The organism is Thiocapsa bogorovii, from assembly GCF_021228795.1.
Taxonomy (GTDB): Bacteria; Pseudomonadota; Gammaproteobacteria; order Chromatiales; family Chromatiaceae; genus Thiocapsa; species Thiocapsa bogorovii.
The window spans coordinates 1908115-1921454 of sequence record NZ_CP089309.1; the positions used below are offsets into that span (position 1 = coordinate 1908115).

Annotated in this window: 10 protein-coding genes and 1 pseudogene; 4 read left to right on the forward strand and 7 right to left on the reverse strand. The window is 65.2% G+C overall.

Features of this window, described 5'->3' with window-relative positions; all coding sequences use genetic code 11:
- Positions 1–332: 332 nt before the first annotated feature.
- Positions 333–767 (reverse strand): thioredoxin TrxC, encoded by a 435-nt coding sequence (gene trxC, locus LT988_RS08675; RefSeq protein WP_232409771.1) that lies wholly within the window; start codon positions 765–767, stop codon positions 333–335.
- Between the two features lie 124 nt (positions 768–891).
- Here trxC and trxA point away from each other — a divergent pair, with 124 nt between their 5' ends.
- Positions 892–1752, forward strand: coding sequence for a thioredoxin (trxA, locus tag LT988_RS08680; protein WP_232409772.1), 861 nt, complete (start codon positions 892–894; stop codon positions 1750–1752).
- 121 nt (positions 1753–1873) lie between these two features.
- On the opposite strand, the gene tilS is transcribed toward trxA, so the two are convergent.
- The 5 genes and pseudogenes from tilS to LT988_RS08700 form a co-directional block, all read right to left on the reverse strand.
- Positions 1874–3244: a tRNA lysidine(34) synthetase TilS gene (gene tilS / locus LT988_RS08685; RefSeq protein ID WP_232409773.1), complete on the reverse strand. Its 1371-nt coding sequence runs from the start codon at positions 3242–3244 to the stop codon at positions 1874–1876.
- Positions 3245–3248: 4 nt separating this feature from the next.
- Positions 3249–4223: an acetyl-CoA carboxylase carboxyl transferase subunit alpha gene (accA, locus tag LT988_RS08690; protein WP_232409774.1), complete on the reverse strand. Its 975-nt coding sequence runs from the start codon at positions 4221–4223 to the stop codon at positions 3249–3251.
- A gap of 161 nt (positions 4224–4384) precedes the next feature.
- Positions 4385–4537, reverse strand: a complete 153-nt coding sequence (locus tag LT988_RS08695; RefSeq protein WP_232410543.1) for a DUF3096 domain-containing protein — start codon at positions 4535–4537, stop codon at positions 4385–4387.
- Positions 4538–4549: 12 nt separating this feature from the next.
- Positions 4550–4681, reverse strand: a pseudogene (locus LT988_RS25235) (DUF3096 domain-containing protein); the annotation flags it as partial.
- An 88-nt stretch (positions 4682–4769) separates the two neighbouring features.
- Positions 4770–5477 (reverse strand): type 1 glutamine amidotransferase, encoded by a 708-nt coding sequence (locus LT988_RS08700; RefSeq protein ID WP_232409775.1) that lies wholly within the window; start codon positions 5475–5477, stop codon positions 4770–4772.
- A gap of 217 nt (positions 5478–5694) precedes the next feature.
- On the opposite strand from LT988_RS08700, the gene LT988_RS08705 reads away from it, so the two are divergent.
- The 3 genes from LT988_RS08705 to LT988_RS08715 are packed head-to-tail and all read left to right on the forward strand — an operon-like array spanning position 5695 to position 10095.
- Positions 5695–6366: an ABC transporter ATP-binding protein gene (locus tag LT988_RS08705; protein ID WP_232409776.1), complete on the forward strand. Its 672-nt coding sequence runs from the start codon at positions 5695–5697 to the stop codon at positions 6364–6366.
- 4 nt (positions 6367–6370) lie between these two features.
- Entirely contained in the window at positions 6371–8944 is a 2574-nt protein-coding gene (locus LT988_RS08710; RefSeq protein WP_232409777.1) for an ABC transporter permease, read from the forward strand.
- Positions 8941–10095 (forward strand): lipocalin-like domain-containing protein, encoded by a 1155-nt coding sequence (locus tag LT988_RS08715; RefSeq protein ID WP_232409778.1) that lies wholly within the window; start codon positions 8941–8943, stop codon positions 10093–10095. The genes LT988_RS08710 and LT988_RS08715 overlap by 4 nt, the downstream gene beginning before the upstream one ends.
- Before the next feature lie 143 nt (positions 10096–10238).
- Here LT988_RS08715 and LT988_RS08720 read toward each other — a convergent pair whose 3' ends face one another.
- Positions 10239–13337 carry a PAS domain S-box protein gene (locus LT988_RS08720; protein ID WP_408648075.1) on the reverse strand — a complete coding sequence of 1033 codons (3099 nt, stop codon included), beginning with the start codon at positions 13335–13337 and terminating at the stop codon, positions 10239–10241.
- Positions 13338–13340 lie beyond the last annotated feature (3 nt).

The following is a 13340-nucleotide window of genomic DNA, read 5'->3' on the forward strand; positions in this document are numbered from 1 at the left end:
TCTCCGATCCGGGCGGGGGCGTGCAACGGCCGCGACGCGAGCGAGTGTGACGGCGCGATGACACCTGGGCGGGCACACGGGCACCACCCTGACCCGCCGGAATTCTAAAGAAGCCGCGCGCGGGTGTCCATGCGCACCGTGATGACGAACGACGACAAGCCGCAGAACGTCAGCACTGAAAACCGCCCGCGCTGCCGGCCGCGATATCCGCAACACGATCTGCGTCTCGGACCCGGCGTCGGATCCCGTGCTAAACGGCGCCGACTCCAGCGGTCGTCAAAACTGCCGGGGCCGATCCCATCCAAAACATCGCATACCGCACCGGGCGCGGCTTAAAGCGCCTGCCGCGCCCAGGTGATGATTCCGTTCGTATCCATCGCCCCGGCGGTGCGCGCAACCTCGGCACCGCCGCGGAACAGCGCCAGGGTCGGGATACTGCGGATGCCGAAACGCGCACCCAGGGCCCGCGCCTCCTCGGTGTTGATCTTGACCAGACGCATGCTCGGCTCAAGCCGACCGGCAGCAGCCTCGAAAGCGGGTGCCATCATCCGACAGGGTCCGCACCAAGGCGCCCAAAAATCCACCAAGAGCGGCAGGTCGCTGCGCGAGAGATGACGCGCAAAACGGGACTCGTCCAGGGCCAGCGGCTGACCGAGAAACAGCGGACCGTGACACTTTCCGCATTTCGCAGCGGCTCCGAGACGCTGCCGAGGGACCCGGTTGACCGCGTCGCAGGCAGGACAGACAACATGAAGCGATTCGGACATGGCGATGACTCCTTGCGGTTGTATCCGGATACCGGGCTCGATCGGCTTGAATCGACTTCATCGGACAGCTATGTTCGAGGATTAAATCCACGCCATCCGATCCGTTTGAAGGAGTGTCCCGATCATGGCCGATTCCCCGCATATCGTAACCGTTACAGCAGAGAACTTTCAGTCGGTCGTCCTGGAGGGCTCGTTCGACCACCCGGTTCTGGTCGACTTTTGGGCCGACTGGTGCGCGCCCTGCCGCATGCTGATGCCCATCCTCGCCAATCTCGCCGCCGAGTACCGCGGGCGCTTCATTCTGGCCAAGGTCAACACCGAAGAGCAACAGGCGCTGGCCGCCGAGTTCGGTATCCGCAGCCTCCCCACGGTGCAGCTGTTCAAGTCCGGCCGACCCGTGGATCAATTCATGGGCGCTCTTCCCGAGGGCCAGATCCGCGAATTCCTCGACCGGCACATCCCGCGCGCCTCCGACGGACTCTTGGCGCAGGCGCAGGGGCTTCTGGCCGCGGGCGATCTCGACGGTGCCCGAGCCTTGATCGACCGGGCACGGGAGGCCGATCCGGAGAATGCACGCCTGGCACTCGCCGAGTTGCAGCTTTTGGCCGCTCGGGGCGAGATCGCCGAAGCGCAGGCAGCGATCGACAAGCTCCCGATCGAGCTTGCAGGAGAGCCCGAGGTCTTGGCGCTGCGCGGACAGCTCAGGTTCGCGACGGCACTCGAAGACGCGCCGCCGGAATCGGATCTGATCGCACGGCTCTCGGAGGATCCCGCCGACAGCCTGGCGCGCTACCAGCTCGCTGCACACCAGGTCGTGCGGGGTGATTACGCAGCGGCGCTCGAGAACCTCTTGACCCTCATGAAACGCGATCGTGCCTTTCAGGACGACGCCGGACGCAAAGGGATGCTTGCGGTCTTCGACCTGCTCGGCGGCGGAGATCTGGTCGCCGGGTATCGCGCCAAGATGATGAATGCGCTCTATTGAGCCGCCTGCCGATCGATCCTCTCGGGTCTGAGGTCGCTTCCGCGTCGCGAATGACAAACCACCTGATGAGCGACGCGACTCAAGCTCTTTATCGACTTTAGAGTGGCGTCGGGTGTGGGCGTCATTCGGTTTGATTCCGAAAGAGGGCGAGATCTTCCCAGGGATGGCCGAGCCATCTTGGCACCTCATGCGGAGTCAGGTCCTCTGACTCGCCCCAGCATCTGCACACACCGCCCACGGCGATCAGGGTGTCCCCCGAGAAAACCAAGGGAACGTAGGGGCGAAGCCAGCGCGGGATCCCGGCCTCCTGGAAGAGGTTCTTGAGGGTGCGGCGGCGGGATCTCGGCTTCGGCCGGCAGTTCTGCCCGATTGAGCCGAAACGCACCGTCGCAGACACGCCCGACCCGTAAGCCTCCCCCGAGCTGTCGCCCGCCTCAGCCCATTGTAGCCACCCCAGCCCGGCTGGAAGCTCGAGCACGGGCGGCACCCCGCTCGGCGAGCGACGGATCGTCAATGCGCCGGGCGAAGGCGGCAGGGGATCCAGTGCAAAGAGGTCGTCCCGATAGCGACGCACCTCGCAACCTGTCCAGGCGACCAGCGGATCGGCATCGGCACGGGCCCGAATGACCTCCTCGAGGATGCGTTCGAGATGACGCCGATCGGGCAGCGCGAACCCGCGGCGACGCAGCCACAGGCGCAGCACCGCCTTGCGGCGCGAGCGCCCCAGCGCCCCGAGCGCGCGCACACCGAGCGTACCGGGATGTGCGCCGGTGCAACCTTCCATCAGCTCCGCGGCCAGGCCGTCGACCAGTTGGGCCGTCTCGGCACAATGATCGGCGCTGCGCGAGAGGGTCACGGAAAGTCCCGGCCAGCGCGAGCGCAGCAAGGGCACGACACTGTTGCGGAGATAATTGCGGTCCATCCGAACCGATGCATTGCTGGGGTCCTCGATCCACGACAGCCCGCAGTGGCGGGCATACTGCTCCAGCGTCGCCCTCGAGACATCCAGCAAGGGTCGCACCAGCCGGCCCTGCCCAAGCTCGGCCTCGCGCGGCATCGCCGCCAACCCGTGAACCCCGCTCCCGCGCAAAAGCGCGAGCAGCAGCGTTTCGGCCTGATCGTCCTGATGGTGAGCGGTGAGCATGAGATCGCCGGGGCCCAGCACGGCGGCAAGCGCGCGATAGCGTGCCTCGCGTGCCGTCGCCTCGAGGCTCTCCCCGGGGACGGGTTTGAGATTCAGACGGCGCACCACCAGCGTCACGCCGAGAGCGTCGCAGATGTGGCGACAGCGATCGGCCCACCGGGGCGAGTCGGGGTGAAGGCCGTGGTCGATGTGGATAGCCCGCACCGCGCCGGTCGCTTGATCGGCTCGGGCGGCGGCGTGAAGCAATGCCGTCGAATCCGCTCCGCCACTGAAGGCGACCCAGCAGTCTTCGAACGGGCCGAGTCGCCGCAGCGCCTCGGCTAAGCACTCCGGGACGCGCCCGGTCATGCCCTCACCGCGACGCCGGGCGTTCGTCCTTGAACTTGCCGTAGCCCATCAGACGCCCGTAGCGCCCGGCGATGAGCACGTCCGGGTCGATCCCGCACAGCTCGTCGAGACGGGTCAAAAGAGCGGCTTTGATCGAGGCCGCCGTCGCCTCCGGGTTGCGATGGGCGCCGCCGAGCGGCTCCTTGATGATCTGATCGATCAGACCCTGCTCGAGCAGCTTGTCCGAGGTGATGGCCATCGCCTCGGCGGCGAGCTGGGCCTTGTCGGCGCTCTTCCAGAGGATCGAGGCACAGCCCTCGGGCGAGATCACGGAGTAGGTACTGAACTGCAGCATGCCCAGCCAATCGCCGACGCCGATGGCCAAGGCACCGCCCGAACCGCCCTCGCCGACGACCGTGCAGAGGATCGGGGTGCGCAGCCTGGACATCTCGCGCAGGTTGCGCGCGATCGCCTCGCTCTGGCCGCGTTCCTCCGCACCGACGCCCGGATAGGCCCCGGGCGTGTCGATGAAGGTCAGGATCGGCAGACTGAAACGCTCCGCCATCTCCATCAAACGCAGGGCTTTGCGATAGCCCTCGGGGCGAGGCATCCCGAAGTTGCGCAGGATCTTTTCTTTGGTGTCACGGCCCTTTTGATGGCCGATCACCATCACCGGCCGACCCTCGATCCGGGCCAGTCCGCCAACGATGGCACGGTCGTCGGCGAAGGCGCGGTCGCCATGCAGCTCATGGAACTCGTCGAAGATCCGCCGTACATAGTCGAGCAGATAAGGCCGCTGCGGATGCCGCGAGAGTTGAGAGATCTGCCAAGGGGTGAGCGCGGAGAAGATCGAATCGGTCAACGCGACACATTTGGTATGAAGCCGCTCGATCTCTTCTTGGATGTTCACCTCGTTGTCGAAGCCGACGAGGCGAAGCTCTTCGATCTTGGCCTCGAGTTCTGCGATGGGCTGTTCGAAGTCGAGAAAGTTCAGGTCCATAACCACAGGATCGTCGTTGGAAGCTGCGGGAGTCTGGCATTGCCGTCCCGCGAGTTCAAGCCGCTGTCGAGGATCCGGGGGGTTGCGGGTACGCCGCACGGCGGAGCGCAAGACCGCTGCGAAAGACGTGCGAGTGCGATCGGCCCACGCAGAGCGTGGGATTAAAAGCGAATGACGCCGCCCTCGAGAAGGCCCACGAGGATCAGGTAGATCCCGATGACATAGTTGAGGATATTGGGTTTGACCAGGATGAGGACACCGGCGACCAAGGCGATAATGGTCTGCGCCTTCACCGCTTGCCCCTGGTAGACCAGCAGCAGGCCAAGTGACCCGACCGCGAGCAAGTAGGTCGCGACGGCGTAGTTGAGGACGCGCGGAACGATCAGGATGATCAGGCCCACAACGATCGCAAGAACGGCCTGCAACGGCCACTGGACCAGAAAGCTCGGCATCTCCATCGGTGTATCACCTCTGCTGGTGTGGTTGAGGTTCGCGGTGCGCGCTCGATTCGGGCGGATCGCGTCGACCGGCGGCCACCTGGGCGAATCAGGGGCTCGCCGGTCCGACGAGATCGTCCAGGATACGGCTCATCAGACGATTGGCCTCGCCGTAAGCGCCCGGATCGACCCCGAGAATGTCTGCCTCGGTCTGGACCCAAGGCGCGGACACCAGCTCGTCCCGGCAGTGATCGAGGATCGCCTCGGCACTCTGCGCCGTGGTCTCCAGGTGGAACTGGAGCCCGATCACCTGTCGCCCGATCCGGAACGCCTGGTTCTCGCAGGCCGCGCTGCGGGCCAAGCGTATGGCACCTGGCGGCAGATCGAAGGTCTCGCCGTGCCAGTGAAAGACCAGGCTTTCGGCCGGAAAGCGGCAACAGTCTTCACCCGTATCGGCGCCCTCGCAGACCCCTCGAATCGGGAACCAGCCGATCTCCTTCTCCGCATTGGGATAGACACGGGCACCGAGTGCGTCGGCGATCAGTTGTGCGCCCAGACAGACACCGAGCACCCGCGCCCCATGCGCGATTGCCTCGCGCAGGAATTGCTTCTCGGCACGCAGCCACGGCAGCTGCGCCTCGTCGTTGACGCTCATCGGACCACCCATGACGATGACCAGATCGAGACCTTCGACCGGCGGGAGCACGCCATCGTCAAAAAAAAGCGTGTAGTTCGGCGTGAGACGTCGCTCCGCCAACCAGGACTCCATCGAGCCGATGCCCTCGAACGGGACGTGTTGCAGGACCTGAACCCTCATCGATGGCCTCTTTGGCAGATGGTCGTGTCGGACGCGGACCGTCACCCTTTCGGCAGCCGGCGGACGCGAGACAATTTGAACCGCAAAGGCGCGAGTGACGCAAAGGCTTTTCGGGGCTCGCCCCGACGCGCGCCGGGCGCACCCTGCCGACCGTAAGATCCACGTGCGCTCGGTATAGAATGGCGCCCGCCCATGAGCCGGATGTTGGCAATCACCGATGCTGTCTATCGAAAACCTCTCGAAGCGTTTCGACACCTCCCTCGATCACCCGCTCTTCGAGCAGGTCTCCCTGACCCTCTCACCGGGCGAGTCAGTCGCCGTGATGGGCGAGTCCGGCGTGGGCAAGTCGACCCTGCTGAACTGTATCGCGGGCCTCGAGCCTGTCGACGGCGGTCGCATCCGGTTGCGCGACACCGAGGTGACCGCACTCGACGAAGACGCCTGCTCGCGCCTGCGCCGGCGCGATCTCGGGTTCGTGTTCCAGGCGTTCCACGTTCTGCCGCATCTGACCTTGGCCCAGAACGTCGCCCTGCCCCTTTGGCTGCTGGGCGAGCGTGAGGCCGTCGCCGATCGGCGCGCCCGCGCCATGCTCGAGCGGGTCGGACTGGGTCGACGCGGCGACGACTGGCCGCGTCATCTCTCTGGCGGCGAGCTGCAACGTGTCGCGATCGCACGCGCGCTGGTACATGCGCCGGCGGTCGTGCTGTGCGACGAGCCGACCGGGAATCTCGACCCGGAACGCGCACAAGGCGTGCTCGAGCTTCTCTTCGAGGGCATTCACACCGCCGGGGCAATCGGGATCCTGGTCACGCACTCGCGCGTGGCGGCCGCCCATGCAGACCGGATCCTGCGGTTGACCGCGAACGGCCTGGTCGAGGATGCGGGATAAGACGATGGGGCTCCTCGGATCCGGCACGGGTGCAGCACTGCGGCATGTCTTCCTCGCCAGTCTTCGGCGACGACGCCTCGCCACCGCGCTATCACTGCTCGCGATCGCGCTCGGCGTGGCGCTCGGGCTGGCGGTCCAGCTCATCCATACCGCCGCGCTAGACGAGCTCGGTCGCGGGATGCGCCTGCTGAGCGGCGAGTCCGACCTTCAGGTGGTCGGCCCGCGCAGCGGCTTCGGCGACGCGGTCTATGCGCGGATCGCCCTTCATCCGGCGGTGGCGGCGGCGAGTCCGCTCCTGGAGATTCAAGCCCGGCTGCCTGGTCGTGACGAAACGCTGCGGGTGTTCGGGATCGATCTCTTTCGCGTTGCCCGGGTCACCCCGTCGCTGCTGCCCGCAGTCGACACGACAGGGGCTGACGACGACGCTAACCCCGATGGCTCTGACCCCGATCGACCCGATCGACTGGCTGCGCTTCAGCCCGATGCCCTCTTCCTGAGCCCTGCCGCGGGCGCGCGGCTCGGGCTCGATGCGGGTGATGCGGTTGCGGTCCAGATCGGGCTCGGCGAGGCGCGTCTGCGGGTCGCCGGTTCCGTGCCGGGCGCAGGGGTCGGGCAGATGCTGGCCGTGATGGACATCGCGGCCGCCCAGCAGACCTTCGATCGGATCGGCCGCCTTACCAGGATCGATCTGCGTCTCGCCCCGAGGATCGAGCGCGGTCCGGCACAGGAGCAGCTGCGCAACCTTCTGCCGCCGGGCGTCACGCTCCTGACACCGGAGGAGACGGCGTCCGAGATCACAGGCGTGTCGCGCGCCTACCGGGTCAATCTGACCATGCTGGCGGCCATCGCGCTCCTGACCGGCGGCTTCCTGGTCTTCTCGACGCAGTGGCTTGCGGTCGTGCGCCGACGCCGTGAATTCGCCTTCCTGCGCGCACTCGGGCTCGACCGCGGCAGCCTCAGGCGCGGATTGCTCACGGAGGGCGCCCTACTCGGACTGGTCGGCGGCATCGCCGGCGTGCTCCTGGCCTATGTGCTGACCGCGGCCGCCTTCCGTCTGATCGGCGGCGATCTTGGCGCGGGTTTCTTTCGAGGCGTCGCCCCGCAGCTACGCGTCGAGCCGGTTCTGACGCTGGCCTATCTCGCGCTCGGCGTGCTCGCGGGCGTGGCCGGCGCATGGCTGCCGGCACGCGAGGCTGCGCGCATGGTGCCCGCTCGCGCTCTGCGGGCCGGCGACGAGGCCCAGATGTACCAGGCGCGCCCGCGCTGGGGTGCAGCCCTAATCGCGCTGACCCTCGCCGCCCTGCTCTGTTTGCTGCCGCCGGTCGGCGGCGTTCCTGTGCCCGCTTATCTGGCCGTCGCTCTCATCCTGGTCGGCGCCGTTCTCGCCATCCCCGGAGCGACAGTCGGCGCGATGCGTCTCTTGCCCGTGCGGGGCGCGCTCGTGATCCGACTGGCGCGGGCGCGTCTCGCCGCTGCCCCTGGGCAGGCGGTCGTGGCCGGCGTCGGCGTTGTCGCCAGCGTCGCGCTGGCGGTTTCCATGGCCATCATGGTCGATTCGTTCCGGGATTCGCTCGACGACTGGCTCACCCGGATGCTCCCCGCCGATCTCTATCTGCGCGCATCCGACTCGGGCGCGAGCGGCTTTCTGGATCCGGATGCCGTGGCACGGGTAGCTGCGCTGCCGGGCGTGGTGGCGGTCAGGCCGGTGCGCTTCGAGAGCCTGCGCATCGGCGAGGTGCGCGAGGCGATCGCGCTCATCGCCCGGCCGGTGCAGGACACCTCGGGCCTTCCGCTCGTCGCCGGCACGCTCGATCCGCCCACCGAGCCGGGAACGCATCCGCCGACCTGGATCTCGGAGGCCCTGGCCGATCGGCTGGACCTCGGGGTCGGGGATCCGCTCGCCCTGCCGATCGGTGAGCAGCTGCAGACCTTTCGCATCGCCGGCATCTGGCGCGACTATGCGCGCCAACAGGGTGCGGCGGTGATCGAGCTGGGGACCTTCCGCGCGCTGACGGGCGATCGGCGCACCAACGATCTGGGCCTCAGCTTGGCGTCGGGGACAGATCCCAGGGAGGTGATGACCGCCATCCGCGTGGCCCTCGGCGACCGGGTGAGCGAGATGATCCTGCCCGGAGAACTGCGCGGCATGATCCTTCAGGTCTTCGATCGCACCTTCCTGGTGACCTATCTGATGCTGGCGGTTGCCGTCATGATCGGTCTGTTCGGCATCGGGACCACGTTCGCTGCGCTCGCCGCCAGTCGCCGCAAGGAGTTCGGGATCCTGCGCCATCTGGGTCTGCCGCGACGCCGTATCGGGACCCTGCTGGCACTCGAGGCGGCGCTGACCGCTGCGGTCGGCGTCGGTGTCGGACTGGCTGCAGGCGGGGCGATCGCCCTGGTGCTGATCGAGGTCATCAACCCCCAGAGCTTCCACTGGAGCATGGACATGCGGATTCCCGTCGGCCTCTTGATGATCTTCGGCCTGGCGATGGTTCTCCTCGCCGCGCTCGCCGCCCGACTCGCCGGTCAACAGGCGATGCGTCAGGATGCGGTCCTCGCCGTGCGGGAGGACTGGTGAGCGCGGGCCTTCGCATCGCGATCGGTACAGCTTGCCCGGGACGCCTCGCGCGCGATATGCGCCGCCTCGCCACGGGCGCGCTGCTGGGACTGCTCGCCGCCGTCGTCGGCTCGGGTCCGTCGGTGCGGGCCAGCGACTTCGCCCCGGTGGTCGAAGGGCGCGCACTGTATTTTCCCGAGGACAGCGGCGCCCATCCCGAGTACCGGACCGAATGGTGGTACATCACCGGCTGGCTGACCGACGAGACCGGCACCGAGCGGGGCTTTCAGGTCACCTTCTTTCGGGTCGGCACGGGCATCGGCGCGGACAATCCAAGCCGCTTCGCGCCGCGTCAGCTCATGCTGGCCCACGCCGCCATCGCGGATCCGGCCACCGGACATCTGATCCATGCCGAGCGTGTCGAGCGCGCACTCGATCCCTTGGCCGGGGCAGCCACCGGGCGAACCCGCGCCTGGATCGAGGACTGGGAGCTCGCCCTGAGTGACGGCGACGCGGCCGAGCGGTATCGGACCCGCATGGAGGCGGACAACTTCGCGCTCGACCTTGCGCTGATCCCGGCCGGCCCGCCCCTGCCGAACGGCCGGGACGGACTCAGCCAAAAGACGCCGAACCCGGAGAACGCCAGCTATTACTACAGCCGACCCCAGCTCGCCGTCGAGGGCCGAATTCGGATCGACGGCACGGATCATCCGGTAACGGGACATGCCTGGCTCGACCACGAATGGTCCAGCGAGATCATGCCGGAGGAGGCCCAAGGCTGGGATTGGATCGGCATCAACCTGCACGACGGCGGCTCGCTGATGGCCTTCCGGATGCGCCGGCGCGACGGCTCGGCCCTCTGGACCTCCGGGACGCTCCGACAGGGAAGCGAACACGCGCAAACCCTCGCCCCGGAGGAGGTGCACTTCGAACCCGGACGCCTTTGGCAATCGCCCCGCACGGGGACCCGATACCCGGTCGAATGGTCCCTGGAGATCGACGGCAGGCCCCTCCGCCTCGAGCCGTTGATGGACGATCAGGAGCTCGACGGCCGCCGCTCGACTGGCATCGTCTACTGGGAGGGTGCCGTCCGCCTTTACGACGCGGATCGGGAGATCGGACGCGGCTATCTGGAGATGACGGGATACGGGCAACGGCCGGACAACCTTTGATCCCGAACGGCGCGGCATTCGCGCCGCGACCGGCCACAAACGCCGGACTGCGTCGGGGCTTCTTGAGTCCGAGAAGCGACCGGTAGCGGCAGGGAGTGTGCCCGACAGAGTCGGGATCGCCATGCGTGACTTGGCCGGAAGGGTTATTCGACCGCTGTTCTCAGCGTCCCGATCAAAGCCTCGAGATGACCGATCAATTCGTCGCGAGCCTTGAAGAGATTGGGCACTCGCGACCGCGCCGAATCGATCTCGCCGTGTTCGGCCGTCGCCATGATGGAGATCGCCAGATCATGCACGGCGGCGTGACACGGGCCTACCGCATGAAACGCTTCGAGCGCCCCGTAGTGGGCAGCTCCGGTTCCTTCGTACCAGCGTTCGAAACGGCAAGCGTCTCTCTCGATTGCGGACAGTCTCGAGAGGTCTGCATCGTTGAGCGCATCGACGAATTCATCGACCCATCGGCGGTGGTTCTGCATGGCCATCATCAACGGAATGTCATCCTTACCGATGTCCTGGTCGACGACCATGCCTTCGCCTTGCTCCGGCCAGGTTGACACCCAGCCGGGAATCGCATCCGCAGGCATCGGACGCGCAATGCCGAAGCCCTGGCCCAAGGGGCAACCGAGTAGGATCAGCAAGGCCCCATGCTCGGGTGTCTCGACGCCTTCGGCAATGACCACCCGCTTAAAGGCACGAGCCAGTCTGACGACACTCTCGACGATCTCCATGTCATCCGGATCATCGAGCATGTCGCGCACGAAGCTCTGGTCGACCTTCAGCACGTCGATCGGCAATCGGCGGAAATAGGCAAGTGACGAGTAACCGGTGCCGAAGTCATCGAGTGCGAAACGCACCCCGAGTGCACGACAAGTCGTCAGGGTTCGGCCGGCTCGCTCGACGTCGCTCAAGGCCGAGGTCTCCAAGATCTCCATCTCGAGACAACCCGGATCACACTCGGGATGCTCGGCAAGCAACTCCCCCAGGCGCTGAGCGAAGCTCGGTGCCAACAAATGCCCGGCGCTGATATTGACGCTGATCGGTAGTTTGAGGCCGCGGTGCTGCCAGATCGCGGCTTGGGTCAGTGCGGCCGAGATCACCCACTCACCGACGGCAATCTCCAGGTCGCTGCCGTCGATCAGGGGCAGGAAGGCACGCGGCAACAACAGACCGTCTTCCGGGTGCCGCCAACGAATCAGCGCCTCGACGCCGATGACCTCGCGAGCGGCCATATCGACCTTGGGCTGGTAGAACAGCACGAACTCCTGCTCGGCCAGCGCCTCTTTGATGCGTTGCAGTTTCAGCCGGCGCTCCTGAAGCTGCCGATCTTGTTTGGCGTCGTACAAGTGATAGCGATTCCTGCCCGCTTCTTTGGCACGGTACATGGCTTGGTCGGCGTGACGCAGCAAGATGTCGGCACTGTCGCCCTCAAACGGAACATCAGGCGGACTGAGGGTGACCCCGATGCTGGCGGAGACCCGGTGGGTCACTCCCTGCAGGACGATCGGGCTGGTACAGGCGGCCAGTACGCGCTCCAGTAGGACATCACTGTCTTCCAGTCGCATGAGGTCGTTAAAGAGCAGGACAAACTCGTCACCGCCGAGTCGAGCTACCGTGTCTTGTGCGCGCAGCACCTTGCGCAGCCGATTTGCGATGCCGATCAGGACCTGATCGCCAACGGCGTGTCCGTACTTGTCGTTGATCGGTTTGAAGTCGTCGACGTCGAGATAGCAGACGGCCATGAGCCGGCCCGAACGCCGGACTCGGACGCTCGCCTGTTCAATTCGATCGAATAAGAGCCGTCGATTCGGCAAGCCGGTGAGTTGGTCGTAGTTGGCGATACGATCCAGTTCCTCCTCATGGGCCTTGAGCTCGCTGATGTCGGAAAAGATCGCAATATAGTTTGCGATCGACTGGTCCGCATGGCGGACCACCGAGATCGACAAGAGCTCGGCATAGAGCTCACCATCCTTGCGCCGATTCCAGATCTCGCCCTGCCAAGACCCCTTCCGTGTGATCGCGTCCCACATCTCACGGAAGAATGCCTGATCGTGTCGACCGGAGGCCAGGATCTTAGGATCCTGGCCGAGCACGCTTGCCTGTTCGTAGCCCGTGATGGCGCTGAACGCGGGATTCGTATCGATGATCCGGTTTTCGGCATCCGTGATCAGAATCGCCTCAAAGCTGTGTTCGAAGACGCTGGCGGCAAGACGCAACTTCTCTTCAGCCTGCTTACGGTCGGTGACATCCCGAATCGAACCGTGCCACAGCACACTCCCGTCCGGCTGCCGCTCGGGAGACGCTTCGCCCTCGACCCAGGTCAAGCGCCCGTCGGGACACTCGATCCGATAGCTGTCTTGCCAGGTGGTCAAATCATGCATCGACTCGGCGATCTTGGCCTCGACCCTTGAGCGGTCGTCTGGATGCACCGCGTCGAAGACGGCGGTCGCATCCGTCGAGGCATCAGCCGGCTCGACGCCATAGATGTCTTTGATGCCTGCGCTGGTATAGGGAAAGGCGGCGTGCCCGTCCGGCCACTGCTGATACTGGTAAATCATACCCGGGACATGCGCCGCAATCTTCTGGATACGGTTATGCAGTTCCTCGCGCTTGCTGATGTCGTACTCCGTCGTGAAGATCAATGGCGGCTCGCCGCCGATATCGATACGTTTCGCATTCACGGAGACGGCGAACGTCGTACCGTCCTTACGGACATGTATATTCTCGACGGAAAACGGCTTTCCTGTCATGATTTCAGCCGTTCTCTTCTTGACCAGCTGTTTTCCGGCTTGATCATCGATGTCGGAGACGGGTCTACCGATAAAGTCCTCGCGCTCATAGCCATGCATTAAGCAAGCTGACGTGTTTGCGTCGACAATAAGGGGAATACCATTCGGGGTATTCGGATCAAGGATCATGCAACAGCTACCAGCCTGCTCAAAAAGCGCGCGAAACTTCTCCTCACTATTTCGCAACGCGAGCTCGGACTGCTTACGCTCGTTGATATCTTCAATAATCGAGATAAAATACCCAGGATGTCCTATCTTGTCTCGCACCAAACTGACGGTAAGATTGATCCAGACAACATCACCACTCTTTTTATAGTAACGCTTTTCCATTGCATAGGTATTAATGGCACCCGCGAGCAACCGGTTCACATAGCCGAGATCGGCCCGTAAATCATCCGGATGAGTAATGTCTTGAAACGTCTTCGACAAAAGCTCGTCTCGCGAATAACCAACAATACT